This is a genomic window from Streptomyces sp. NPDC027189 (assembly GCF_055566975.1).
In genome coordinates this window covers 24,072-49,311 of the sequence record NZ_JBVHRI010000020.1, presented here as the reverse complement: position 1 = coordinate 49,311, position 25,240 = coordinate 24,072, and the positions used below count along the sequence as shown (strand labels likewise).

At 70.7% G+C, this 25,240-nt stretch carries 25 protein-coding genes; 16 read left to right on the top strand and 9 right to left on the bottom strand.

The features are described 5' to 3' along the window. Positions 1-53 precede the first annotated feature (53 nt). Entirely contained in the window at positions 54-1,247 is a 1,194-nt protein-coding gene (locus ACZ4RZ_RS35765) for an ATP-grasp domain-containing protein (RefSeq protein WP_467751019.1), read from the bottom strand. A gap of 298 nt (positions 1,248-1,545) precedes the next feature. Here ACZ4RZ_RS35765 and ACZ4RZ_RS35760 point away from each other — a divergent pair, with 298 nt between their 5' ends. After that, the gene (locus tag ACZ4RZ_RS35760) at positions 1,546-2,454 is read left to right on the top strand and encodes a metallophosphoesterase family protein (RefSeq protein WP_467751017.1); all 909 of its coding nucleotides are present in this window, start codon (positions 1,546-1,548) and stop codon (positions 2,452-2,454) included. Continuing rightward, on the top strand, positions 2,402-3,091 hold the full coding sequence (locus ACZ4RZ_RS35755) for a 4'-phosphopantetheinyl transferase family protein (RefSeq protein WP_467751016.1): 690 nt from the start codon (positions 2,402-2,404) through the stop codon (positions 3,089-3,091). The genes ACZ4RZ_RS35760 and ACZ4RZ_RS35755 overlap by 53 nt, the downstream gene beginning before the upstream one ends. Positions 3,092-3,240: 149 nt before the next feature. On the opposite strand, the gene ACZ4RZ_RS35750 is transcribed toward ACZ4RZ_RS35755, so the two are convergent. Beyond that, a complete protein-coding gene (locus ACZ4RZ_RS35750) occupies positions 3,241-3,477 on the bottom strand; it encodes a hypothetical protein (RefSeq protein WP_467751015.1) in 237 nt (78 codons plus the stop codon). A gap of 240 nt (positions 3,478-3,717) precedes the next feature. Here ACZ4RZ_RS35750 and ACZ4RZ_RS35745 point away from each other — a divergent pair, with 240 nt between their 5' ends. Then, the gene (locus ACZ4RZ_RS35745) at positions 3,718-4,749 is read left to right on the top strand and encodes an alpha/beta fold hydrolase (protein ID WP_467751014.1); all 1,032 of its coding nucleotides are present in this window, start codon (positions 3,718-3,720) and stop codon (positions 4,747-4,749) included. Positions 4,750-4,838: 89 nt separating this feature from the next. Here the strand turns inward: ACZ4RZ_RS35745 and ACZ4RZ_RS35740 are convergent, their stop codons facing one another. Genes ACZ4RZ_RS35740 through ACZ4RZ_RS35725 form a run of 4 tightly spaced genes read right to left on the bottom strand, consistent with a single transcriptional unit; the run spans position 4,839 to position 8,769 of the window. Beyond that, positions 4,839-6,317, bottom strand: a complete 1,479-nt coding sequence (locus ACZ4RZ_RS35740) for an FAD-dependent oxidoreductase (RefSeq protein ID WP_467751012.1) — start codon at positions 6,315-6,317, stop codon at positions 4,839-4,841. Further along, positions 6,301-7,536 carry an MAB_1171c family putative transporter gene (locus ACZ4RZ_RS35735; protein WP_467751011.1) on the bottom strand — a complete coding sequence of 412 codons (1,236 nt, stop codon included), beginning with the start codon at positions 7,534-7,536 and terminating at the stop codon, positions 6,301-6,303. Before ACZ4RZ_RS35735 ends, ACZ4RZ_RS35740 begins: the two co-directional genes overlap by 17 nt. 13 nt (positions 7,537-7,549) lie before the next feature. After that, positions 7,550-8,080, bottom strand: a complete 531-nt coding sequence (locus ACZ4RZ_RS35730) for a toxin-antitoxin system, toxin component (protein ID WP_467751152.1) — start codon at positions 8,078-8,080, stop codon at positions 7,550-7,552. 32 nt (positions 8,081-8,112) lie between these two features. After that, positions 8,113-8,769, bottom strand: coding sequence for a helix-turn-helix domain-containing protein (locus ACZ4RZ_RS35725; RefSeq protein WP_467751010.1), 657 nt, complete (start codon positions 8,767-8,769; stop codon positions 8,113-8,115). A 269-nt stretch (positions 8,770-9,038) separates the two neighbouring features. Between ACZ4RZ_RS35725 and ACZ4RZ_RS35720 the strand changes: the two genes are divergently transcribed. Beyond that, a complete protein-coding gene (locus ACZ4RZ_RS35720; protein ID WP_467751009.1) occupies positions 9,039-9,695 on the top strand; it encodes an MmyB family transcriptional regulator in 657 nt (218 codons plus the stop codon). Positions 9,696-9,749: 54 nt separating this feature from the next. On the opposite strand, the gene ACZ4RZ_RS35715 is transcribed toward ACZ4RZ_RS35720, so the two are convergent. Beyond that, positions 9,750-10,529: a PDC sensor domain-containing protein gene (locus tag ACZ4RZ_RS35715; protein WP_467751007.1), complete on the bottom strand. Its 780-nt coding sequence runs from the start codon at positions 10,527-10,529 to the stop codon at positions 9,750-9,752. Next, positions 10,486-11,292, bottom strand: coding sequence for a FadR/GntR family transcriptional regulator (locus tag ACZ4RZ_RS35710; protein WP_467751150.1), 807 nt, complete (start codon positions 11,290-11,292; stop codon positions 10,486-10,488). Before ACZ4RZ_RS35710 ends, ACZ4RZ_RS35715 begins: the two co-directional genes overlap by 44 nt. Before the next feature lie 125 nt (positions 11,293-11,417). Between ACZ4RZ_RS35710 and ACZ4RZ_RS35705 the strand changes: the two genes are divergently transcribed. The 4 genes from ACZ4RZ_RS35705 to ACZ4RZ_RS35690 are packed head-to-tail and all read left to right on the top strand — an operon-like array spanning position 11,418 to position 15,416. After that, positions 11,418-12,455, top strand: a complete 1,038-nt coding sequence (locus ACZ4RZ_RS35705; RefSeq protein ID WP_467751005.1) for an ABC transporter ATP-binding protein — start codon at positions 11,418-11,420, stop codon at positions 12,453-12,455. 37 nt (positions 12,456-12,492) lie between these two features. Beyond that, positions 12,493-13,692: an ABC transporter substrate-binding protein gene (locus ACZ4RZ_RS35700; protein WP_467751003.1), complete on the top strand. Its 1,200-nt coding sequence runs from the start codon at positions 12,493-12,495 to the stop codon at positions 13,690-13,692. 7 nt (positions 13,693-13,699) lie between these two features. After that, entirely contained in the window at positions 13,700-14,590 is an 891-nt protein-coding gene (locus ACZ4RZ_RS35695) for an ABC transporter permease (RefSeq protein WP_467751001.1), read from the top strand. A gap of 10 nt (positions 14,591-14,600) precedes the next feature. Beyond that, positions 14,601-15,416: an ABC transporter permease gene (locus tag ACZ4RZ_RS35690; RefSeq protein WP_467750999.1), complete on the top strand. Its 816-nt coding sequence runs from the start codon at positions 14,601-14,603 to the stop codon at positions 15,414-15,416. 75 nt (positions 15,417-15,491) lie between these two features. Here ACZ4RZ_RS35690 and ACZ4RZ_RS35685 read toward each other — a convergent pair whose 3' ends face one another. Then, positions 15,492-16,901 (bottom strand): aminopeptidase P family protein, encoded by a 1,410-nt coding sequence (locus ACZ4RZ_RS35685; RefSeq protein ID WP_467750998.1) that lies wholly within the window; start codon positions 16,899-16,901, stop codon positions 15,492-15,494. 76 nt (positions 16,902-16,977) lie between these two features. Here ACZ4RZ_RS35685 and ACZ4RZ_RS35680 point away from each other — a divergent pair, with 76 nt between their 5' ends. From ACZ4RZ_RS35680 to ACZ4RZ_RS35645, 8 genes are all read left to right on the top strand, one after another. Beyond that, entirely contained in the window at positions 16,978-18,135 is a 1,158-nt protein-coding gene (locus ACZ4RZ_RS35680) for an NAD(P)/FAD-dependent oxidoreductase (RefSeq protein ID WP_467750996.1), read from the top strand. Further along, entirely contained in the window at positions 18,132-18,431 is a 300-nt protein-coding gene (locus tag ACZ4RZ_RS35675; protein WP_406175696.1) for a (2Fe-2S)-binding protein, read from the top strand. Before ACZ4RZ_RS35680 ends, ACZ4RZ_RS35675 begins: the two co-directional genes overlap by 4 nt. Next, on the top strand, positions 18,424-19,911 hold the full coding sequence (locus tag ACZ4RZ_RS35670) for an FAD-dependent oxidoreductase (protein ID WP_467750995.1): 1,488 nt from the start codon (positions 18,424-18,426) through the stop codon (positions 19,909-19,911). The genes ACZ4RZ_RS35675 and ACZ4RZ_RS35670 overlap by 8 nt, the downstream gene beginning before the upstream one ends. A 72-nt stretch (positions 19,912-19,983) precedes the next feature. Then, positions 19,984-20,883 (top strand): dihydrodipicolinate synthase family protein, encoded by a 900-nt coding sequence (locus ACZ4RZ_RS35665; protein ID WP_467750994.1) that lies wholly within the window; start codon positions 19,984-19,986, stop codon positions 20,881-20,883. Positions 20,884-20,918: 35 nt separating this feature from the next. Continuing rightward, positions 20,919-21,920, top strand: a complete 1,002-nt coding sequence (locus tag ACZ4RZ_RS35660) for a proline racemase family protein (RefSeq protein ID WP_467750992.1) — start codon at positions 20,919-20,921, stop codon at positions 21,918-21,920. 57 nt (positions 21,921-21,977) lie between these two features. Beyond that, positions 21,978-22,667, top strand: coding sequence for a GntR family transcriptional regulator (locus ACZ4RZ_RS35655; protein ID WP_467750991.1), 690 nt, complete (start codon positions 21,978-21,980; stop codon positions 22,665-22,667). A gap of 52 nt (positions 22,668-22,719) precedes the next feature. Further along, positions 22,720-23,718, top strand: a complete 999-nt coding sequence (locus tag ACZ4RZ_RS35650) for a LacI family DNA-binding transcriptional regulator (protein ID WP_467750990.1) — start codon at positions 22,720-22,722, stop codon at positions 23,716-23,718. A gap of 163 nt (positions 23,719-23,881) precedes the next feature. Next, the gene (locus ACZ4RZ_RS35645) at positions 23,882-25,234 is read left to right on the top strand and encodes an ABC transporter substrate-binding protein (protein ID WP_467750989.1); all 1,353 of its coding nucleotides are present in this window, start codon (positions 23,882-23,884) and stop codon (positions 25,232-25,234) included. The last annotated feature ends 6 nt before the right edge of the window (positions 25,235-25,240 follow it).

The following is a 25,240-nucleotide window of genomic DNA, read 5'->3' as shown; positions in this document are numbered from 1 at the left end:
CGCTGTCAAGATGCCGAGCGGGAATTGGTCCAGACCGGTAGGTGAGGGTGCGGTCAGGCCGATGCGATGGCGGCGGTGGCGGGTGCGGTTTCCGTGGCGGGGGAAGGCGCGGGTTCCGCGGCCGGGGCGGGGACGGCGGGCAGTGTAGCCGCGGACGTGTCGGGCAGCAGGGCGGGCGTGTCGGGCAGCAGGGCGGGCGTGTCGGTCCGCTGCTGCGGCAGCGACACCGCGCGTACCGGACGGGGGCCCGAGACCACCGTGTAGTCCTGCCCGAGGAACGGCGGAACCACCTCGCCCGTCTCCTCGCCGAGCGCCAACTGCACTGCTGCCCAAGGGGCGTTGACGCCGCACTGCGAGAGCTGGTGCAGTCCGCCCGCCGGACGGGTGTTGACGTCCATGAGGACCGGCTCGTCGCCGTACATGCGGAACTGGATGTTCGTCAGATAGTGCAGTCCGAAGGCCTCCGCGAGCAGCCGCGCGGGCTCGATCCACGAGGGGTGCAGGGTGAATCCGCGGCGCCGCCCGTTCTTGGTGCGGCCCACCGCCATACGGACCCGCCCGTCGGGCCCGGTGAGGCAGTCGACCGACACCTCCGGCTGCTCCAGGCGCGGCATCACCAGCCAGTCGACGGGGTGGTCGGCCTCGCGCAACGCGTCCACGACCAGATCCAGCGGCACGTAGGGGCTGGGAAATCCGTTGAGGTGCATGAGCGAGAAGGGGGCGCGCGTGATCACGCGGAAGCCCACCCCGCCCGCCCCCGCCGCCGGCTTGAAGCACGCCTTGTGGCCTGCGGATTCCAGCGCCTCGACCGCCGTGACCAGCTCCTCCGCGGTGCGCACCCGCCACCACGGCGGCACCGGCACGCCCACCGCCTGGACCGCCTCATAGGCGGTGACCTTGTCCTGGAAGACGGCCACGGCCTCGGTGGGCGGAGCCAGCAGTGCCGTACCGGCCGCGGCGAACTCGGCGCGCTGCGCCACGACGGCGGCCTGGTGCAGCACCGGCACGAACACGTCGATGGAGTGGCGAGCGCAGTGGTCGAGGGCGTACTCGACATACGCGCGCGGGGACAGCCCCTCGGGCTCCAGGGAGGCCACGTCGGCGGCGGCGAGCACGGGAGAGTCGGGGTCGCCGTGGGTGGCATGGATCTCGACCGCGCGGTGCTGCGGATTACTTCGCAGCTGATCCATGAAGAACACGTTCTCCGCGTACGTGCGGTTGAGCCAGACGCGTACGCGAGAGCCCATACAGGCCACCTTTCACGGTTCGCGGGCACGGCGGAGCAGGCCGTGCCCGGCCAGGGGAGTGGGAGGAACACCAAGCCGCCGTACGCCAAAGGAGGTTCCTGGCGGCCGTGTTGGGGCGATCATAAGGGGCGTGCGGCCCCTGCGCTGCTACGGGCGTGTTACGGATTTCGGAAGTGCTCGACAAGAGGTCATGGACGCCGGGAAGCGAAGCGAGGAGGGTCCGCGGCGGGCCGTTCTTGTCCCGTGGGGGGCGGATGTGTTCTTGTGTTTCCATTCGTCTTCTTCGGGGGTGTCACGGGTGCGGTCGACAGGCAGCGGTCACGGGAATCTGCTGGCCATCAGCGATCTGCACATCGGATACGCCGAGAACCGCGCCATCGTCGAGAAGATGCGCCCCGAGACGGACGACGACTGGCTCCTGGTCGCCGGTGACGTCGGGGAGATCGTCGCCGACATCCGATGGGCCCTGGAGACGCTCAGCGGCCGCTTCCGCAAGGTGATCTGGGCGCCCGGAAACCACGAGCTGTGGACACACCCGAAGGACCCCGTGGAACTGCGCGGGGTCGCCCGCTACGAGCACCTGGTGGAACTGTGCCGGGAGCTGGGCGTCACGACGCCCGAGGATCCCTACCCGGTCTGGGACGGACCCGGCGGCCCGGCGGTCGTCGCGCCGCTCTTCCTCCTCTACGACTACTCGTTCCTGCCACAGGGCTGCGTGACCAAGGACCAGGGGCTGGCCTACGCCCAGGGCACCGGCGTGATCTGCGCCGACGAGCACCTGCTGCACCCCGACCCCTACCCGAGCCGCGAGGCCTGGTGCCGGGCCCGGGTCGCCGAGACCGAGCGCAGGCTCGCCGAACTGCCGGACGATCTGCCCACGATCCCGGTCAATCACTACGCGCTGGACCGTCACCCGACGGACATCCTGCGCTACCCCGAGTTCGCGATGTGGTGCGGCACCACGCTGACCGCCGACTGGCACCACAGGTTCCGTGTCGAGGCCATGGTCTACGGTCATCTCCACATTCCGCGGACCACCTGGCACGAGGGCATCCGCTTCGAAGAGGTCTCGGTGGGTTACCCCCGCGAATGGCGCACACGAACGGGCACACCGGGCACGCTGCGCCGCATTCTGCCGATGGAGGTCGGAGCCGGTGATGGAGGAGCTGCTCCCGGAGTCGGTCGTGGCCGTGGAGAGCTACGGTGACGACGGGGACGAGGGCGCGACCCTCTACCCCGAGGAGCAGGCGCTCCTGGCGCGCGCCGTGCAGAAGCGGCGCCGCGAGTTCGCCTCCGTGCGCACCTGCGCCCGGCGGGCCATGGAGAAGCTCGGCGTGCCCCCGGGACCCGTGCTGCCGGGCGAACGCGGAGCGCCGCAGTGGCCGTCGGGCCTGATCGGCAGCATGACGCACTGCGACGGCTACAGCGCCGCCGCGCTCGCCCGCGCCACCGATCTGGCCTCCCTCGGCATCGACGCCGAACCCCACCTGGAGCTCCCGGCGGGGGTCCTCGACGCCGTGGCCCTGCCCACCGAGCTGGGCCGGCTCGACCGGCTCGGCGCCGAGATCCCCGACGTCCACTGGGACCGGCTGCTGTTCAGCGCCAAGGAGTCGGTCTACAAGGCGTGGTTCCCGCTGACCAGGAAGTGGCTGGACTTCTCCGAGGCGGACATCGACATCGTCCACGGGGCCGCGTCCGGGGGCCCCGTCCTGTCCGGGCGTTTCCATGCCCAACTCCTGGTCCCGGGGCCGCTGGTGGACGGCGAGCGCGTCGAGGCCTTCGACGGTCGCTGGACCGTCCAGCGGGGGTTGGTCGCGACGGTGGTCACGGTGCCTCACGCCTGAGTCGGCCCTGGGCACCGTGCCGCACGCCGGAATCCGGTCGTCATCGTCGTGCCGCACGCCGGAATCCGGTCGTCATCGTCGTGCCGCACGCCGGAGTCTGGTGGTGATCGTTGTGCCGCACGCCTGAGTCCGGCCGTGATTGCCGTGCCTCACGCCTGAGTCGGCTCCGGGCACCAGGTGTGCAGCAGCCGGAAGAACGCCTCCTCGTTGCCCGCGAGCCCCGCCGCCTCCAGCGCGCGCTCCGCCTCGGCGAGTGCGGCGGGCGGCACCATGGGTGGTCGGCGCCCGTCCGGCGGGCTGTCGAAGGCGGCCCGTACGGTCTGCAGGAGACGGAGGTAGGCCTGCACGGCGGCGCGTTCGTGGTCGGTCAGTACGGCGGTCGGCATCGGACGGCTCTCCCCGGGTCGGCTTGTCGAAGCGGTACATGGCGGTACATGGAGTGGTGCATGGCGGTACGTGACTCCAGCTTGCCGTCTGCCACTGACAATCCCGTTTCGGTGCGCGGTGGTTCGCCCGCTTAGCGGAGGCGAAACCTCGCGGAAATCCCTTGGGGGACAGCGGCCCTAGGCTGGACAGGAGAGCTGGGGGTCCGCCGTTGCGGCGGCCTGCGAACAGGAGGTGGGCCCGTGGTCGACGTACCGCCTCGGCGTCCGCGGCTGCGCTCGGTGGGCGACGGGGAACTGCGCCTGCATCACCGCGTCGTGCACGGCTACCGGCGCGCCTACCGGATGGCGGGCGAGGGCCCGGCGCTCGTGCTGGTCCACGGCATCGGCGACTCCTCGGCGACCTGGGCGGAGCTGATCCCCGACCTCGCCCGTACCCACACGGTGATCGCGCCCGATCTCCTCGGTCACGGGGCCTCCGACAAACCGCGGGCCGACTACTCGGTGGCCGCGTACGCCAACGGCGTGCGCGATCTGCTCGCCACGCTCGACATCGAGTCCGCCACGCTGGTCGGGCACTCGCTGGGCGGCGGAGTCGCGATGCAGTTCGCCTACCAGTTCCCCGAGCGCACCGAGCGGCTCATCCTGGTCAGCGCGGGCGGTGTCGGGGGTGAGGTCAACCCCGTCCTGCGGGCCGTCTCGCTGCCCGGCGCGCACCTCATGCTGTCCACGCTGCGGCTGCCCGGAATGCGCTTCCAAGTGGGGCTGTTCGCCCGCCTGATGAGACTTCTCGACACCGATCTCGGCCAGGACGCTCCGGAGTTGCTGACCCTCGTGGACGCGCTGCCCGACGCGACCTCCCGCAGCGCCGTCATCCGCACCCTGCGCGCCGTGGTCGACTGGCGCGGCCAGGCGGTCACCATGCTCGACCGCTGCTATCTGACGGAGGGCATGCCCACGATGCTGCTCTGGGGCGACCGGGACAGCGTGGTGCCGGTGCGCCACGCGTACAGGGCGCACCAGGCGATGCCGGGCAGCCGCCTGGAGATCTTCGAGGGCGCCGGCCACTTCCCCTTCCACAGCGACCCGGCGCGCTTCCTGGCCCTGGTCGAGGAGTTCACGAGCACCACGCACCCGGCCGACTGGAGCCGCGAGCACTGGCGGGAGCTGCTGCGCGCAGGCCGCCCCGGCACCGCGGCCGGCCGGCCGGACACCGCCCAGAACCGCGCGGTGGAACGGGACCTGCAGGAGGCGAGCGAACGCAGCGCGACGTGACTCCCGCGCGCCGGTGGGCCCAGGCGGCAACCCCGGGTGCGGGAGGCGAGCGGCGCGCCGTGAGGTCCGCTCGCTCCCGCGGTGCGGTGTCAGCCTCTGGCGGGTGACTCCTCGGCGCGGACCATGGTCCTTTCCTGGTCCGTGAACGGCGGTTCGGCCAGCGGCGGGCGCCGTGGGCCGCGGAGTACCGCGAAGGCGACCTCGGGCTTGAAGAGAGCGGGGAGCGGCCCGGACAGCGTCATCACGGTGAGCATGGCCTGGGTGACCAGCGGGCGTTCGGTCGCCGTCAGCATGAGCCGGTTCACATAGCGGCCGAGCAGATTCTGCGCGCCCCCGGGCTGCTTGCCGATGGCGCCCGGGTAGCGGATGTCCGTGCCCGTCGCGAGGTCCCAGGCAGCGGCCACCGGACCGGACACCGCACGCTGCGCCCGTCGCGCCAGCCCCGGTGCCCTCAGCCCGTGTTCGGCCACGAGCCCGCGCAACGCCACGGCGCCCTGCGCGGCCACCGACATGCCGTGCCCATAGACCGGGTTGTACGTGGCGACGGAGTCGCCGAGTGCGACGAACCCCTCCGGCCAGTCCTTCACCGTCTCGAAGAAGCGCCGCCGGTTGACCGTGCTGCGGCTGAGCACGACGTCCGTGAGCGGCTCCGCGTGCGCGATCAGCTCACCCACGACCGGATGCCTGACGCCGCGCGCGAACCTCTCGAACTCATCGGCGGAATCGGTCGGTTGGCCGTCACTCGTGCCGGAGAGCGTCACCAGCCAGCGGTCGCCCTCGATGGGCACGATCGTCGCGGACTGGCCCGGCACCGGCTGCGCCGCGTCGGGCTGCACGTTGACCACCGGGAAGTCCTCGGTGCCCGCGGGAGCGCGAAAGATCCGGCTGGCGCACGCGAGTCCGGAGTCCACCTCGTCCATCGGCGCCTCGGGCACGCCCAGCGCGTCGAGCCAGGTGCTCGCCCGTGAGCCGCGCCCCGAGGCGTCCACCACCAGATCGGCGTCCAGGACGAGCTGCTCGCCCTCGGACGTCCGCACCCGTACGCCCGTCACCCGGGAGGCTCCGCCCTCCAGACCCAGGAGCTCGGTGCGCTGCAGTACGGTGACGCGCTCCTTCTTGGCGAGCTGCGCACGCAGGACCGAGTCGAGCAGATCCCGGCTGCACGCGATCATGAACTGCATCTCGGGAAAGCGCCGAAGCCAGCCCTGCGCCGACAGGGAGACGAGGCCGGTCGGCAGCGGGATGCGCCGGGCGCCCGCGGCGAGCCAGGCGTCGGTCACCCCGGGCAGCAGGTCCTCCATCGCGCGGGCGCCGCCGGACCACAGCAGGTGGGCGTGACGGGCCTGGGGGAGCCCCTTGCGCGGCTCGGCCTCTTCGGGCAGCGCGTCGCGCTCGACGACGGTGACGTCGGCGTATTCGTGCAGGGCGGCCGCGGCCAGCAGACCGGCCGGCCCGCCGCCGACGACGACGGCACGACGGGAGGCCCCACCCGGCGACGCACGGTGTGCGGGGTCAACGGATCTGCCCGGTGAAGCCGAGTCCCGGGAGGCGCTAGCTGGTTCGTTCATGGAAGTCGCTCTCCGACCTGGTCGGCGCCTGCCCCCGGGCAGCCGCGACGACGGGTGACTGACTCAGCGCGAGGGACATCCGCACGAGGTCGCGCGGGCCCTCGGTGTACGCGTACGCGGCGACGGATCCATCCGCCACCGGCGCGGCCGTGGCTGCCTCCGTCGAGCTGATGACCCTGCCCTCCGGATCCGCGGCCCTGGCCCGCACCGCCGCCGTCACCATCGCCGCGTCCGCCTCGGCCTGCGCCTGGGCGGGCGAGGAACCCGCCGCCACGGCCGCGTCGTAGGCGTGGGCGCGCACCGCGGAGTCGAAGTAGGGGTACAGGCTGAGCATGCTGTCGTGGATGTCGGACTCCCTCTGGGTGACCTGGAGTTCGGCAGGGGACCACCAGGAGATCCGCACCGCCCGGTCCTGGTGCGCGGAGACCGGCTTCAGCTCGCGCCACAGCGGTCCGAGTCTGCGGTACGTCGACCAGGTGTTCCAGCTGTCCCCGATGCGCTGGCAGGCCAGCGGGACGCAGAAGCCGACCGCGGTGATCTGTGCTCCTACGGAGGCCAGCGCGGGCGCCACATTGGTGCTCAGGCCGTCCAGGTTCCCGCCGTTCCAGCGGGCCACCACGGCGGTGAACTTGGCCGCCGCGTAAGGGATGTTGCACAGCGAGCCGAACGCGATGATCAGCAGCCCGGCCCGCAGCCAGCCGTGCACCTGGACCGCCCAGCGCCAGCACATGATGTTCATCGCGACGCCCGCGACGGTGAGCGACACGAGATAGAGCACGATCATCTCGCGGATGAAGGGCGTGTTGGCGTAGTACGTGTCGAGGTCCCGCAGCCGCTCCTCGGGGGCGTCTCCCCGGGCGAAGAACACGGTCAGCGCCACGCCCACCACGCTGTACCCGGCGATCCAGCGGCGCGAGAGCCGGCGAGTCACCTCGGGCGGCCCGCCGCGCCAGTTGATGATCAGCACAAGACAGGACGCACTGAAGGCGCTGAGCAGGCAATAGACCAGTGGCGCCGAGATGTTGGGGACCCCGGTGAGTTCATTGACCTCGCCTATGGTCGGCGGGGCCGCGAAGAGGAACACCAGGCCCGCGAGCGCCAGGAGTACGCCCACGGAACGCATCAGCGGGTCGCGCCAGCCGCGGATCAGGGCGGGCCCCTTGAAGACGATGGCGGCGCCCATGGCGACGGCAGGGACGTAGTAGCTCGATCCGTCCATCTCCTCGAGACCTTCAGCCCTGCGGGCCGCGATAGCCCAGGGACGCCTCGATACGGCCGGCCAGACCCTCCCGCTGCACCGGCCCGCGCAGCGACGAACCGGCAAGCCACGTACGGCACTTGCTGGCGAGCAGCAGACCGAAGCTCTCGGCCTCCTTCTCGTCGGCGAGGTCGAAACGAGTGCGCGCGGCCACCTTCAGTACGGTCGCCTGCAGATCCGCGCTGTCGCTCAATAAGCGGGCCGCGACGGCTGCGCCCTCCACGTGGTGACTGCAGTGGCCGGCCTTCATGTGCCACAGCTCGTGGCCGAGGATCACCAACTGATGGTCGGGCGCGGTGCGTTCCTCGATGACGACGAGGTCCTGCTCGGCCATGTCGAGCCACAGCCCGCTGGCCGTGCCGGGCGGGAAGGCGGCCGTACGGAACTGGACGGGACGGCCGCGGCGTCTGCTCATGGCGTGGCACAGCGCCGCGTAGAGGTCGGCGGGTTGCGCCGGTGCCGGGAGCGAGAGCTCCGCGACCAACTCGCCGCACAGGCGGCGCATGTCCTTTCCGATGCCCACGGTTCTCCCCCGGCTCACGACTCGGGCCGCTTGACGCTCTCCAGGAGCATGTCCAACCACTCGGCGACCTTGTCCCGGTGCTGGTCGGTGGGCAACTGCGCGGCCCGCCAGGCGATTCCGCGGACGCCGTGGTCGAGGAGCAGCCGCTCCAGCGGGTCGTCCGCGACCGAGGCCGCGGCGCGCTCGCGGTCGGCGAGTCGCTGAAGGAGCTCCTGTTCCGAGCGCTGCAGGGCCCCCACGAGCGCCTCGGAATCCTCGGCCGTGAGGAACCCGGCATGCACCCGGAAGAAGCGCTGAATGGCGTCGCAGTGCTCCATGGTGGGCCGCCGGTCGCCATTGATGAGGGCCCCCGCCTGCTGCCGGGACATCCCGGCGCCGTCGGCGATCTCCTGCTGGGTGTACCGGCGTCCGTTGGGCTTGAGCCGGGTGCGGCGCAGCAGGTCCAGGCGTTGCAGGAAGCGGGCCTGCAGATCGGGCTCCCCGGCGGGGCGGCCGCTGAGCAGAGTCTTCACCACGGATTCGGGGACGCCGGACTCGGACGACAGGCGCTTGACGTCGAAGACCTCGGCGTGTTCCACATCGAGCCGGTCGGCGAGTGCGGTGACCCGGGCCACGACGGCCTGCAGCAGAACCGTCGCCGTGGCGCCCGGAACTTCGAAGCCATCCGTCACCGACAGATCTCCTACGTCTCTCTCAGGTCGCTCTCACGAAGGTCAGGAACCAACCGGTCACGAAGGTCAGGAACCAACCGGTCACGAAGGTCAGGAACCACCCGGAGACTAGCCCCTCGCTCGAACTCACATCCAGGTCTCGCCACAACTGTGGCGAGATTCAGCCGTCAACAGGCGCCAAATGCCACGATAGTTGACACGACTACTGCCTGGGCAGCAGGATCGGGGCGCCGCGTGAAGGCCGCAGAGGCAAGAGGGGTGACCTCCCGATGGCGTACCAGGCAGGAAGGCAGCGGTCACAGCCGCGACCTGTCCCCGAGAGCCTCGAAGCTCAGGCGTATCTTCAGGACTACGCCGCTCTCTTGGAGGCCGTACCGTTCCCCTCCGTCGTCTTCGACCACCGCTGGGACGTCGTTCTGTCCAACGCCGCGTTCGAGACACTTTTCGGCGCCGTCGGCCCCCATCCGACGGCCATGCCCGGCGACAACTTCCTCCGGTTCGTCCTGTTCCATCCCGATGCGAGCACCGTCCTCGGTGAGCACGAGTCGAGCTGGTGCCTGCCGATGCTGGCCCACTTCGCCGCCGCCGTGGAGCGGCACGGCCAGGACCGTGGACTCCAGTCGATCCGCCGGGACATCGCCCAGGACCCCATCATGGACGCCGCCTACCGGCACGGCCTGCCGCACTGGATCCGCGCGGTCGGCCCGGACGCCGTCGAGCACGACGGCGCCGTACGCCCGCTGGTGCACCCCGACCCGCGCTGGGGCAGCACGGACTGCCGGATCGTCGACGACACCCCCAAGAGCCTTCAGGACATGGGGTATACGCGGATGACGCTGGTCCTGCGCGAGGCGCGGAACGCGACCGCCGGACCACGCAAGGCCCGCAAGACCCGCAACGGCGCGGCGGAGCTGCGGGCGGTCTGAGCCCGCCGGCCGTACCGTCAGGCGAAGTGCCCGGCCGTACCGTCCCACGAGGTATCAGCCGGCCGGCACCACGAGCACCAGCGGAACGCCGTCGCACGGAACCAGCCGCATCCCCTCGAAGCGCGCGCTCCGCGCCGCCGCCAGTACGGCCCCGAAGTCCGGGCCCTTGGTGAGCGATCCGGCCAGATGCGCGGGGTCGGCGGACGCGGCCACTCGCCCGCGCGCGTTCACCAAGTGGGCGGCGCCCGGCAGCCGTTGCAGCAGCGGGACGACCGCCGCCTCGAAGTGCCGAAGATACACGTCGGCCGCGGCGACCCCCACGAACCGGCCCTCCAGCTGGACGGGGGCGGACAGCGTCAGGCTGTACTCGTCGGAGCAGAGGTAGTCGACATAGGGTCCGGCGACCGCGCGCTGCCCCGTGTCGCGGGGGAGGGCGAACCAGTCCCAGTGCGTGTAGTCGGAGTACGCGGAGTGCCGCGGATCGAGGTCGAGCAGCAGCGGTCGTACGTCCCCGTCGGAGCCCGTCTGCCACCACTCCAGCCACGCCGGTACGTCACCGAGCAGCCCCGGCGCCGCGACGAACCCGACGCCCGACACCAACTCCTGTCGGACGAGCCGGAGATGGAGACCGGGGCGCAGCGCGGCCAGATCCACGGTCGCGGGGCGACGGCCCTGCGCGGCGACCCGGGTGAGCAGGGCCGCCGTATCGGCCCGGGTCTCGGCGACCGCGTCGAACACGGCCTCCAGCGTGCAGCGGACCTGAGTGGCGACGGCCGCCTCCGGTGTCGCGTCAAGCGTCCCCGTGGCGCCGACCGGGCCGGGGCTCCTGCTCATGGATGCCCTCCAGCGGACGGGAACCGGACACGGTGCGCGGCATCGCGAGGCGGAGGGCGATGAGCCGCGCCGTCGAATCCTGGACGCACCGCTCGGCCAGCGCTCTGGCCGAATCGTGGGCCCCATCTTGCACCGCCGAGATTACGGAGCGGTGACGGTCGGCGACTTCTTCACGATATTCGTCGTCCCCGAGCACGAGACAGAGCAGCGCCCCCACCTCGGTCTGGAGCGTGACCTGTTCGCGGGTCAGCCGGGCGGACTGCGCCGCCGCGGCGAGCTCGACATGAAACCGGCCGTAGACACGGCTGCGCGCCGCCGCGTCCTCGGCGGACGCCAGTTCCTCAAGGGTGCGTCGCAGCTGCTGAAGGTCGGCCGGTTCCGTGCGCTGTGCTGCCAGCCGGGCCGCCGCGCCCGACACCGCGGCCCAGTGGTCGCCGAGATCGCGCAGCTCCTCGGTGCTCCAGCCGGCGAGTCGGGCCTTGAGCCGCTCCTCGCCGGGAACCTCGGGGAGGGACACGAAGCTGCCGCCGCCGCGCCCCCTGCGGGTGGTGACCAGACCCTGCTGCCGCAGTGCCATCAGCGCCTCGCGCAGGGTCACCGTGGACACGCCGAGCTGTCCGGCCAGCTCCATCTCGCCGGGCAGTTGCTCCCCGTCCGCGAGCAGTCCGAGCTCGATGGCATCGCCGAGTCTGCGGACGACCGTCTCCACGCGCGCCCGGTTGTCCACCGGAGTGAAGATGGCCCTCCGGGCACCACCATCCATCTGCTGCTTCACGGCTACCACCTTGTGCGATGACTCAACCTTTACCTTAAGGGGGTCTTGAGCTTTGAACTATGACTTCATATCTTTCCGGTCAACGTAAGAGTGCACCAGAAAGGTTCCCGTCCATGGAGGGAAGCGCGATCCGGCTGCAGGATCTGCGGAAGTCGTTCGGCGAGACGACCGCGGTGGCAGGGATCGACCTGGCGATATCCGACGGCGAGTTCTTCTCGATGCTCGGCCCGTCCGGCTCCGGAAAGACGACTGTCCTGCGCATGATCGCGGGCTTCGAGAGCCCCACCTCCGGGCGGATCGAGTTGGCCGGCCAGGAGGTCACCGGGCTCGCCCCCTTCGAGAGGGACGTGCACACCGTCTTCCAGGACTACGCGCTCTTCCCGCACATGACCGTGGAGCAGAACGTCGCCTACGGCCTCAAGGTCCGCAAGGTGCCCAAACCCGAGCGGCTGGTGCGAGCCCGCAAGGCGCTCGCCGACGTACGCCTCGAAGGGTTCGGCAAGCGGCGCCCCGGCCAGCTCTCCGGAGGTCAGCGCCAGCGCGTCGCGCTCGCCCGCGCCCTCGTCGGACGCCCCCGCGTGCTGCTCCTCGACGAACCGCTCGGCGCTCTCGACCTCAAACTGCGCGAGCAGATGCAGGTCGAGCTCAAGGCGATCCAGCGCGAGGTCGGCATCACCTTCGTCTTCGTCACCCATGACCAGGAGGAGGCCCTGACGATGAGCGACCGCATCGCCGTCTTCAACCAGGGCCGCATCGAACAGGTCGGCACCCCGGCCGAGATCTACGAACGGCCCGCCACCCCCTTCGTCGCCGGCTTCGTGGGCACCTCCAACCTGCTCGAAGGCCAGTCCGCGCGGCAGGTCGTCGGCGCCCCGGGCACCTACAGCATCAGGCCCGAGAAGATCCGGGTCCTCAAGGAGTCCGCCGAGGCCGACGAGCCGGAGCACTCCACCGCCACCGGCACCGTCGCCGAGGTCGTCTATCTGGGAGACGCCACCCGTTTCCTCGTGGACCTCGACGCGGGAGGGCGCCTCACCGCGCTCCAGCAGAACCTGGAGACCTCCTCCGAGGACGTCGCCGCCTACCGCGGCGCCCGGGTCCGGCTCCAGTGGCACCGCCGCCACACCTTCAAGGTCCCCGACCCCCGCTGACTCCCACGCTCAGTCCCCATCACGTATGGAGTACGTCGTGCGCCTCACCCGAACCCTTCAGGCCGCCGCCGCAGTCGCGGTGCTCGTCGCGGCCACCGCCTGTGGATCGTCCGACTCGGGCGGCTCCTCCTCGTCGACCGGGCTCAACCCGCCTGACCTGAAGGCGCAGTCCAAGCTCGGCAAGACCGAGGGCCAGGTCAACCTCATCGCCTGGGCCGGCTATGTCGAGGACGGTTCCAACGACCCCAAGGTGGACTGGGTCAGGGACTTCGAGAAGCAGACCGGCTGTCAGGTCAACTCCAAGGTCGCGGCCAGCTCCGACGAGATGGTCAAGCTGATGAAGACCGGCCAGTACGACGCCGTCTCCGCGTCCGGCGACGCCTCCCTGCGCCTCATCGCCTCCGGCGACGCGGCCCCGGTCAACACCGACCTCGTACCCAACTACAAGGATGTCTTCAGCGGCCTCAAGGACGGGGCCTGGAACTCCGTCGACGGCCAGATGTACGGCATCCCGCACGGCCGCGGCGCCAACCTGCTGATGTACAACACGCAGAAGGTCACGCCCGCCCCCACCTCCTGGTCCGCCGTCTTCGACGACGCCTCCAAGTACAAGGGCCACGTGACCGCGTACGACTCGCCGATCTACATCGCCGACGCGGCGCTGTATCTCAAGGCGACCAAGCCGGAGTTGAACATCAAGGACCCCTACGCGCTGGACCAGAAGCAGTTCGACGCCGCCGTCGCGCTGCTGAAGAAGCAGAGCGCGAACGTGGGGGAGTACTGGAGCGACTACCTCAAGGAGATCTCCGCCTTCAAGAGCGGTGACTCCGTGGTCGGCACCACCTGGCAGGTCATTGCCAACCTCACGCAGGACGAGGGCGCCAAGGTGAAGGCCTTCGTGCCCAAGGAGGGCTCCACGGGCTGGTCGGACACCTGGATGATCTCCGCCAAGGCCAAGCACCCCAACTGCGCCTACAAGTGGATGGACTGGATCATCTCGCCGAAGGTGAACGCCCAGGTCGCCGAGTACTTCGGTGAGGCTCCGGCGAACGCCAAGGCGTGCGACGAGACCAGTGACAAGTCCTTCTGCGACACCTTCCACGCCGCCGACGAGGCCTACTGGAAGAACATCGCCTTCTGGAACACGCCCATCGAGCAGTGCCTCGACGGCCGTACCGACGTCAAGTGCGTGCCGTACGCCAAGTGGGTCCAGGCCTGGACCGAGATCAAGGGCTGAGCGACCGATGACCACCACCGCGCAGGCCGCCGGACGGTCCCCCGTCCGGCGGCTCGCCGGGACCCTGCACCGACACTCCCGGCTGCGGCTGTCCCTGCTGCTCACCGCGCCGCTGCTCTGGCTGGCCGTGCTCTACCTCGGCTCGCTGGCCGTGCTCTTCGTCTCGGCGTTCTGGACGACCAACTCCTTCACCTCCGAGGTTGTGAAGGTCTGGTCGACCGACAACTTCCGCGCGCTGTTCACCACGCCCGTCTTCCGCCAGGTGATCCTGCGCAGCATCGGCGTCGCGCTCGCGGTCACCGTCCTGTGCGCGGTGATCGCCTTCCCGGTCGCCTTCTACACGGCCCGGATCGCCAAGCCCAAGTGGCGCCCGCTGCTCGTGGTCGCCATCCTCACGCCGCTGTGGGCGAGTTACCTCGTCAAGGTGTACGCCTGGCGGCTGATCCTCTCTCAGGGAGGCCTGGCCGACTGGATGCTGAAGCCGTTCGGGATGAGCGGACCCGGCTTCGGACTGTTCGCGGCGGTCATCGCGCTGACGTACCTCTGGCTGCCGTACATGATCCTGCCGATCCACACGGCACTGGAGCAGTTGCCCGCCAACCTGCTCGACGCGTCGGCGGACCTGGGCGGGCGCCCCGGACGCACCTTCCGCTCCGTGGTGCTGCCGATGGTCCTGCCGTCCGTGGCCGCCGGCTCGGTCTTCACCTTCTCGCTCAGCCTCGGCGACTACATCACCGTGCAGATCGTCGGCGGCAAGACCCAGCTCATCGGCAACCTCGTCTACTCCAACATCGAACTGAACCTGCCCATGGCCGCCGCGCTCGGCACGGTCCCCGTCGTCGTCATCGTGCTGTACCTGCTCGCGATGCGCCGCACGGGCGCCCTGAGCAGCCTCTGAGGAGCCCGCTGTGCAACTCTCCCGTTCCGCGCGCATCGCGCTGCGCGTCGCCGCCGGGCTCGGCTTCGCGATCATCTACATCCCGCTCGCGCTCGTCCTGGTCAACTCCTTCAACCCGGACCGCAGCGCGAGCTGGCCGCCGCCGGGGCTCACCTTCCACTGGTGGTCGGTCGCCTGGGAGAACGAGGGCGCCCGGGCGGCCCTGTGGGTCTCGGTCAAGGCGGGGCTCGGCGCCACCGCCATCGCCCTGGTGCTCGGCACGCTGATCGCCTTCGCGGTCGCCCGGCACAGCTTCTTCGGCCGCGACGCCATCTCCTTCGTGGTCGTCCTGCCGATCGCGCTGCCCGGCATCGTCACGGGCATCGCGCTCAACTCGGCGTTCGGCACGGTGCTCGAGCCGCTCGGCGTCGGCCTCGGCATGTTCACCGTGATCGTCGGCCACGCCACCTTCTGCATCGTGGTCGTCTTCAACAACGTCGTCGCGCGGCTGCGCCGTACGTCCGGCTCGTACGAGGAAGCGGCGATGGACCTGGGCGCGGACACCTTCCGGGCCTTCGTCGACATCACCTTCCCGCTGGTGCGCTCGGCGCTGCTGGCGGGCGGACTGCTCGCGTTCGCGCTCTCCTTCGACGAGATCGTGGTGACGACGTTCACGGCCGGGCCCGGGATCGAGACGCTGCCGATCTGGATCTTCAACAACATGACACGGCCCCAGCAGGCACCGGTCGTGAACGTCGTGGCGGCGGTGCTAGTCCTGCTCTCGGTGATCCCGATCTACGTGGCGCAGCGGCTGTCCGCGGACACGGCGGCCGAGAGCAGGATCTAGCGGGGCCCCGCCCACCGGGATCGTTCGCATCCGCCGGGCCCGCCCCATGAGAACGGCCGCATCCGCCGGGCCCCGCTAACCGGCGAACTCCCGCATCCAGGCCTCGACTTCGTCGGACGAGCGGGGCAGCCCGGCCGACAGGTTCTCGTGGCCGTCCGCCGTGACGAGGAGGTCGTCCTCGATCCGGACGCCGATGCCGCGCCATTCCTCGGGCACCGTGAGATCGTCCGCCTGGAAGTAGAGGCCCGGCTCGACGGTGAGCACCATGCCCGGCTCCAGCACCCCGTCGACGTACTCCTCGTTGCGGGCCCTGGCGCAGTCGTGGACGTCGAGCCCGAGCATGTGCCCGGTGCCCGCCATGGTGAAGCGGCGCTGCAGGCCCAACTCGTACGCCCGCTCGGCCGGGCCCTCGATGAAGCCCCACTCCACGAGCCGTTCGGTCATCGACCGCTGGGCGGCCTCGTGGAAGTCGCGGTAGCGGGCGCCCGGCCGCACCGCGGCCATGCCGGCCTCCTGGGCCTCGTACACCGCGTCGTAGACCTTGCGCTGGAGCGGCGTAAAAGTGCCGTTGACCGGGAGCGTGCGGGTGACGTCGGCGGTGTAGAGGGTGCGGGTTTCGACGCCCGCGTCGAGCAGGAGCAGTTCGCCCGGGCGGACCGGGCCGTCGTTCTGCATCCAGTGCATGATCGTGGCGTGCTCGCCGGCCGCGCAGATGGAGCCGTAGCCGACGTCGTTGCCCTCGACGCGGGCGCGGCGGAAGAAGGTGCCCTCGATCCAGCGCTCCGAGGTGGCGACCGCCTGCGACAACTCCCGCACGACATCGGTGAATCCGCGGACCGTGGCATCCACCGCCCGGCGCATCTCGCCGATCTCCCACGCGTCCTTCACCAGCCGCAGCCCCGAGACGGCCTCCTCGAACTCGGCGTCCCGCCCCTCGTCCGTGCCGAGCGCCGCTTCGATGACCGGGTCGTGGCCGCGCACGACTCGGGTCTGCACGCCGGTGTCCTTCAGGTCCTCGGCGATCGTGCGGATGTCACGGCAGGGCAGTCCCAGCACCTGCTCCGACTCGGCCAGGGAGCGGCGGCGGCCCATCCACAGCTCGGCCGTCATGCCCGTCCAGAACTCGTCGCTGTCCCGGCTGTCGCGGGGGAGCTGATAGCAGTGCGCGTCGTGCCCGCCGTCCGTGCGGGGCTCCAGCACCAGGGCGCCGTCCCGGGCTTGATCTCCCGTCAGATGGACGTAACCGGAGTACGGACGGAACGGGTAGTGCGTGTCGTTCGAGCGGGTCTTGAGGCTCCCGGAGGGGATGACGAGCCGCTCGCCCGGGAAGAGGGCGGAGAGCGCCGCGCGGCGCCGGGCCGCGTGGGGCGCCTGCTCGGTCGGTTGCAGATCGCGTTGCTCGGTGTCGGCCCAGCCCGTGCGCATCAGGGCGGACAGCTCGTCGGAGATTCCTCGGTACAGCCCGTTCTTTCGGCCTTTGGCCACGTCAGGCACCTCTTGTGTGAGTCATCGACTGTTCGCGGTCATTCCCAGCAACAGAAGCATGTGACATAGTACTGATGTGAGCAAGCCATTTACCTGCGATGTCGTGGTCGTCGGGGCCGGAATGGTGGGCGCGGCCTGCGCCCTGTACGCGGCTCGGGCGGGCCTTGACGTCGCCCTGGTGGACCGCGGTCCGGTGGCCGGCGGGACGACCGGCGCTGGCGAGGGGAACCTGCTCGTCTCCGACAAGGAGCCCGGACCCGAGCTCGACCTCGCCCTGCTGTCGGGGCGCCTGTGGGCCGACCTCGCGGGGGAGACGGGGCTCGCAGCGGCGATCGAGTACGAGGCCAAGGGCGGTGTCGTCGTGGCCGCCACGCCCGAGGGGCTGGCCACGCTGGAGACCTTCGCGGCGGGGCAGCGGGCGGCCGGGGTCTCGGCCGTGCCGGTCGCGGCCGACCAACTCCACGACCTGGAACCCCAGTTGGCACCCGGGCTCGCGGGTGCCGTGCACTATCCGCAGGACACCCAGGTGATGCCCGCCCTGGCCGCCGCGCATCTGGTGCGGGCCTCGGGGGCACGGCTGCTGACCGGGCGGACCGTGACCGAGGTGCTGCGCACGGCGGACGGATCGGTCCGGGGCGTGCGGACCGACCGGGGCGACATCCATGCCCCGGCCGTGGTGAACGCGGCCGGTACGTGGGGCTCGGCGGTGGCCGCGCTGGCCGGTGTCTCCCTCCCCGTGCTGCCCCGCCGCGGATTCGTCCTTGTCACCGAGCCGCTGCCGCGACTGGTGCGCCACAAGGTGTACGCGGCGGACTATGTCGCCGACGTCGCCAGTGACTCGGCGGCGCTCCAGACGTCGCCCGTCGTCGAGGGAACGGCCGCGGGGCCGATCCTGATCGGCGCGAGCCGGGAGCGGGTCGGCTTCGACCGGTCCTTCTCGCTGCCGGTCCTGCGGGCGCTGGCCGCGGGCGCGACGCGACTCTTCCCGTTCCTGTCAGGGGTGCGTGCCCTGCGTACGTACCTGGGCTTCCGGCCGTACATGCCCGACCACCTGCCCGCCATCGGCCCCGACCCCCGGGTGCCCGGCCTCTTCCACGCCTGCGGGCACGAGGGCGCGGGCATCGGGCTCGCCACCGGTACCGGGCATCTCCTCGCGCAGATCCTGACCGACAAGACACCCGACCTCGATGTCGCGCCGTTCCGGCCCGACCGGTTCCCGCAGGAGGCCGCGTGAATCCCCTGGAACTGGTCCGGGCGCAGCCGGGACCCGCCTTCACCGTCACCCTCGACGGCCGCGAGATCGAGGCGCTGCCCGGCCAGACCGTCGCCGCCGCGCTGTGGACCGCCGGCGTCACCTCCTGGCGCAGCACCCGCGGCGCGGGCCGTCCGCGCGGCGTCTTCTGCGGCATCGGCGTCTGCTTCGACTGCCTCGTGACCGTCAACGATCGTCCCAACCAACGGGCTTGCCTGGTGCCGGTGCGGCCGGGCGACACGATCCGGACGCAGGAAGGCACGGGCCACGATGACTGACCGACCGCACCTCGCGGTGATCGGCGCGGGCCCGGCGGGACTCGCCGCGTCCCTGGCGGCGGCCGCGCGGGGCATCCGCGTCACACTGATCGACTCCGGCGCCGCGGCGGGCGGGCAGTTCTACCGTGGGCCCGCGCCCGGGCTCGGCGCGCGCCGGCCGCAGGCGCTCCATCACCAGTGGCGCACGTGGGACCGGCTGGCGCGGGGACTGGCCGGGCACGTGAAAGCGGGCACGATCCTGCACCTGGCGGACCACCATGTGTGGTGCGTGGAACGACAGCCCGACGGGTTTGCCGTACACGCGCTGCTCGGTCCGGAGCAGGAGCGCCCGGCCACCGTCCGCGCCGACGCCGTGCTCCTTGCCACCGGTGGGTATGAGAGGGTGCTGCCGTTCCCCGGCTGGACCCTCCCCGGTGTCGTGACCGCGGGTGGAGCCCAGGCCATGCTCAAGGGGAGCCTGGTCGTGCCGGGGCGGACCGCCGTCGTGGCCGGCACCGGACCGTTGCTGCTCCCTGTGGCGACCGGGCTCGCCGCGGCCGGGGTCGACGTCGCCGCGCTCGTCGAGTCCGCAGATCAGAGGGCGTTCCTGCGAGGGACGGACGATGCGAAGGCGTTCCCGCAATGGACACGCGGTGCGAAGGCGTTCCTGGGGAGGGCGCGGGCACTGGCCGCCCAGCCCGGCAAGGTTGCCGAGGGTGCCCAGTACGCGGCTCAACTCATCCGTCACCGCGTCAAGGTGATGGCACGCCACACCGTCGTCGAGGCGCACGGCGAGGAGCGGCTCGACGCCGTGACCGTCGCCGCGCTCGACAACGACGGGCGGGTAAGGCCGGGCACCGAGCGGCGCATCCCCTGCGACACGCTCGCCGTCGGACACGGCATGCTGGCGCACACCGACCTCGCCGAGTCGCTCGGCTGCCGCGTCGACGGGCCCGACGTGTACGTCGACGCGGAGCAGCGGACCGACGTGCCCGGCGTCTGGGCCGCGGGCGAGACCACCGGTATCGGCGGCTCTGCGCTGTCCCTCGCCGAGGGGCACATCGCGGGCCGCTCCGTCGCCGCCCGGCTCACCGGCGCGGAACCCGACCCGCGCGAGTGGGCCGCGGCCGCCAAGTCCCGTACGAGATTGCGGGAGTTCTTCGCCGCGCTCGACACCGTGTACGCGCCTCCCGCGCACTGGACCGAGCAGGTCACCGACGACACCGTCGTGTGCCGGTGCGAGGAGGTGACCGGCGGTGAGATCCGCCGGGCCGTCGGCGAACTCGGCGCGGGTGATGTACGGACCGTGAAGCTCCTCACCCGCGCCGGGATGGGCTGGTGCCAGGGCCGTATGTGCGAACCCGCGGTCGCGGGGCTCGCCGGGTGCGCGCAGACGTCGGCGCGGCGGCTGCTGGCCCGACCGGTGCCGCTGGGGGTACTCGCCGCAGCCGGAGAGGACCCCGGCGAGCCCGCAGGTCCCGACGCTCCGGAAGGCGACTGAACCGAGGGGCACGGCCTCTCGTCGATCCTCATCCGCCAGTAAAATGTCACACCCCATTGAGAGGGAACCCTCATGGCCATCACCCCTGACCACCGCCCCTGGCGCGGCGTCCTCGTCGCCACCGCACTCCCGCTGAACGACGACCTCTCCGTCAACTACGAGAAGTTCGCCGACCACTGCGCCTGGCTGGTCGAGAACGGCTGCGACGGCGTCGTACCGAACGGCTCGCTCGGTGAGTACCAGGTCCTCACCCCCGAGGAGCGCGCGAAGGTCGTCGAGACGGCCGTCGCCGCCATCGGCGGGGCGCGCGTGATGCCCGGCGTCGCCGCCTACGGATCCGCCGAGGCCCGCCGCTGGGCCGAGCAGGCACGCGACGCGGGCTGCGCGTCCGTGATGCTCCTGCCGCCGAACGCCTACCGCGCCGACGAGCGTTCCGTTCTCGCCCACTACGAGGAGGTTGCCAAAGCGGGCGTCCCGATCGTCGCGTACAACAACCCGATCGACACCAAGGTCGACCTGGTCCCGGAGCTGCTGGCGAAGCTGCACGGCGAGGGGTACGTCCACGCGGTCAAGGAGTTCTCCGGCGATGTGCGTCGCGCCTACCGGCTCGCAGAACTCGCCCCGACGCTCGACCTGTTGATCGGCGCGGACGACGTGTTGCTGGAGCTCGCCGTCGCGGGCGCCAAGGGCTGGGTGGCCGGCTACCCGAACGCGCTGCCCGGCGCGAGCGTCGAGCTGTACCGCGCCGCCGTCGACGGCGACCTCGACACGGCGGGCAAGCTCTACCGTCAGCTGCACCCGCTGCTGCGCTGGGACTCGAAGGTCGAGTTCGTGCAGGCGATCAAGCTGTCCATGGACATCGTCGGCCGGCACGGCGGCCTGGTCCGGCCGCCGCGCGTTCCGCTGCTGCCCGAGCAGGAGGCGGCCGTTCGCGAGGCCACGGAGCGGGCTGTCGCCGCCGGTCTCGCCTGAGCCCTTCACACCCCTCTCGATCAGTCAGGAGCGTCATGCGCAGCAAACTCGTCCTGCACGCCGTCGACTCGCACACCGAGGGCATGCCCACCCGGGTCATCACCGGAGGCATCGGCACGATCCCCGGATCGACCATGAATGACCGGCGACTTTACTTCCGTGAGCACCGCGACGACATCAAGCAGTTCCTGATGAACGAGCCGCGCGGCCACTCGGCCATGAGCGGCGCCATCCTGCAGCCGCCCACCCGTCCTGACTGCGACTACGGCGTCGTCTACATCGAGGTCTCGGGCTATCTCCCGATGTGCGGCCACGGCACCATCGGTGTCGCGACCGTGCTCGTGGAGACCGGCATGGTTGAGGTCGTCGAGCCGGTCACCACCATCCGGCTGGACACCCCCGCGGGCCTCGTCGTCGCCGAGGTCGCGGTCGAGGACGGCGCGGCCAAAGCGGTGACCCTGAAGAACGTGCCGTCCTTCGCCGTCGGCCTCGACCGCAAGATCACGCTCGCCGACGGGCGGACGGTGACCTACGACCTCGCCTACGGCGGCAACTTCTACGCGATCCTGCCGCTGGAACAGTTCGGGCTGCCCTTCGACCGTGCCCGCAAGGACGACATCCTCAAGGCCGGTCTGTCGCTGATGGACGCCATCAACGCCGAGGACGAGCCCGTCCACCCCGAGGACCCGTCGATCCGCGGCTGCCACCACGTCCACCTGTACGCGCCCGGCGCCACCGCCCGCCACTCGCGGCACGCGATGGCGATCCACCCCGGCTGGTTCGACCGCTCACCCTGCGGTACGGGCACCAGCGCGCGCATGGCCCAGCTGCACGCCCGCGGCGAACTCCCGCTGCACACCGAGTTCGTGAACGAGTCCTTCATCGGGACGCGGTTCACGGGGCGGCTGCTCGGCACCACCGAGGTCGCCGGAATCCCGGCCGTGCTGCCCAGTTTCACCGGCCGCGCCTGGGTGACGGGCACCGCCCAGTACCTGCTGGATCCCTCCGACCCGTTCCCGGCCGGATTCGTCCTCTGAGGCCCTGAGATACTGGTAGCGCGTGACATTGCACATGCCCGTACGAGGAGACACCCCATGGCCGCCCAGCGCAGCAGCGCACCCTCCGCCGCTCCCGACCTGCCCACGCTGGGCGGGAAGAAGAGCAGCTACCGTGAGCGCGTCGCGGACGCGTTGCGGGCCGCGCTGATCGCCGGCGAACTGCGCGCCGGCGAGGTCTACTCCGCGCCGACCCTCGCCGCCCGCTTCGGCGTCTCGGCGACGCCGGTGCGCGAGGCCATGCTCGACCTCGCCAAGGAGGGCCTGGTCGACACGGTGCCCAACAAGGGCTTCCGGGTCACCGCGGTCTCCGAGAAGCAGCTCGACGAGTACACCCACATCCGTTCGCTCATCGAGATCCCCACCGTGGTGGGGCTGGCCACCACCGCGGACCTGGTCTCGCTGGAGGCGCTGCGTCCGGCCGCCCGGGAGATCGTGACCGCGGCGGCGGCCGGTGACCTCATCGCGTACGTCGAGGCGGACATCCGCTTCCACCTCGGTCTGCTCGCCCTCGCGGGCAACGCCCATCTGGTCGAGGTCGTCGGAGACCTGCGGAAGCGCTCGCGCCTCTACGGTCTCCACGCCCTCGTCGAGGCGGGCCGCCTGGAGGCCTCCGCGGAGGAGCACCTGGAACTCCTCGACGCGCTCACGGCCCGCGACGAGGCGGCCGTCCGGGAAGTGATGACCCGCCACCTGGGTCATGTCCGCGGTCTGTGGGCGGCCCGGTAATCCCCTCCGCATTACGCAAGCCGCTTTCATTTCTTGCGCTATTCTTGCGCACATGACGCGACGACTTGCTCAGGTGGCGAAGAAGGTCGGGGTCAGCGAGGCCACGGTCAGCCGGGTGCTCAACGGCAAGCCCGGAGTCTCCGACTCCACCCGGCAGGCGGTGCTCTCCGCCCTCGACGTCCTCGGCTACGAGAGGCCCACGCAGCTGCGCGGTGAACGCGCGCGGCTCGTCGGCCTCGTACTGCCCGAGCTGCAGAACCCGATCTTCCCGGCGTTCGCCGAAGTGATCGGCGGGGCGCTCGCGCAGCTGGGCCTCACCCCGGTGCTGTGCACGCAGACCAAGGGCGGCGTCTCCGAGGCAGACTATGTGGACCTGCTGCTCCAGCAGCAGGTCTCCGGCGTGGTGTTCGCGGGCGGTCTGTACGCGCAGGCCGACGCGCCGCACGACCACTACCGGCAGCTCGCGGACCGCAACATCCCGGTGGTGCTGGTCAACGCGGCCATCGAGCACCTCGGCTTCCCCTGCGTCTCCTGCGACGACGCCGTCGCCGTCGAACAGGCCTGGCGCCATCTGGCCTCGCTCGGCCACGAGCGCATCGGACTCGTCCTCGGGCCCGCCGACCACATGCCCTCGCAGCGCAAGCTCACCGCGGCGCGCGCGCTCGCCCCCGACCTGCCGGACGAGCACGTCGCACGGGCGATGTTCTCGTTGGAGGGCGGCCAGGCCGCCGCGACCCGGCTGCTCGACCGGGGGGTCACCGGCATCATCTGCGCCAGTGACCCGCTCGCGCTCGGTGCCGTACGAGCCGCCCGCCGCAAGGGACTTGCCGTCCCGGGCGAGGTCTCCGTCGTCGGCTACGACGACTCGGCGTTCATGAACTGCACCGAACCCCCGCTGACCACGGTCCGCCAGCCCATCGAGGCGATGGGGCGGGCGGCCGTCGAGCTGCTGAACGCTCAGATCGGCGGGAGCAGCGTCACCGCCGAGGAGCTGCTGTTCGAGCCGGAGTTGGTGGTCCGTGGGTCGACCGCGCAAGCGCCTCGCCACTAGAGCCCCGTCAGATCCACATGGCTGTCAAATAATTACAGATTCTGCGCGACATATTGCGGACCCTTGTCGCCGGTGCTTGAGTGTGCGGCGCCAGACACGGACGCCGCACCGCCCGGTGCGCCGCCGTGGGCCTTCCCTGCGCCTGCCCAAGAGGGGTCCACCGATGAGAAGTCCCGGGTTCCGCCGCACCAGCACCACGCTCATGGCCTCCGCCCTCGCGCTGACCGCGATCACGGCCTGCGGTTCGAGCGACGACGGCTCCGCGGGTGGCAAGACCCGCATCACGGTCAACTGCATGCCGCCGAAGAGCGCCAAGGTCGACCGTTCGTTCTTCGAGGCCGACATCAAGGCGTTCGAGAAGGCCAACCCGGACATCGACGTCGTCGCGCACGACGCGTTCCCGTGTCAGGACCCCAAGACGTTCGACGCCAAGCTCGCCGGCGGTCAGATGGAGGACGTCTTCTACACGTACTTCACCGACGCCAAGCACGTCGTCGACATCAACCAGGCCGCCGACATCACCAGTTACGTCAAGGACCTCAAGAGCTACAGCACCATCCAGCAGCAGCTGCGTGACATCTACACCGTCGACGGCAAGATCTACGGAGTCCCGCGCACCGGCTATTCCATGGGCCTGATCTACAACAAGAAGCTCTTCGAGAAGGCCGGCCTCGACCCGAACAAGCCCCCGGCGACCTGGGAGGAGCTGCGCGCGGACGCCAAGAAGATAGCCGCGCTCGGCGGCGGCACCGTCGGCTACGCCGACTACAGCGCGCAGAACCAGGGCGGCTGGCACTTCACCGCGGAGATGTACGCGCAGGGCGGCGACGTGGTCAGCGCCGACGGCAAGAAGGCCACCGTCGACACCCCCGAGGGCAAGGCCGTTCTGCAGAACCTCAAGGACATGCGCTGGACCGACAACTCCATGGGCAGCAAGCAGCTCCTGGTCATCAACGACGTCCAGCAGATGATGGGCTCGGGCAAGCTCGGGATGTACCTCTCCGCGCCGGACAACATCCCGATCCTGGTGAAGGAGAAGGGCGGCAACTACAAGGACCTCGCGCTCGCGCCCATGCCCGGCGGCAAGGGCACGCTCATCGGCGGCGACGGCTACATGTTCAACAAGAAGGACAGCCCGGAGCAGATCAAGGCCGGCCTCAAGTGGCTCGACAGCATGTTCCTGACGCCCGGCGACGGCTTCCTCGGTGACTACGCCCGTGCCAAGCAGAACAACGCACCCGTGGGCCCGCCCGAGCCGCGCCTGTTCACCGGCGCCGCCGACGCCAAGGATCAGCAGGTCAAGAAGGCCAACGCCAACGTTCCCGTGGAGAACTACCAGGCATTCCTCGACGGCAACCAGAGCCTGCAGATGAAGATCGAGCCGCCGCAGGCCCAGCAGATCTACTCGGTCCTCGACGGTGCCGTCTCCGCGGTGCTCACCAAGAAGGACGCCGACATCGACCAGCTCCTGAAGGACGCGTCCGGGAAGATCGACTCCATCCTGGCCCGAGGCTGACACCGT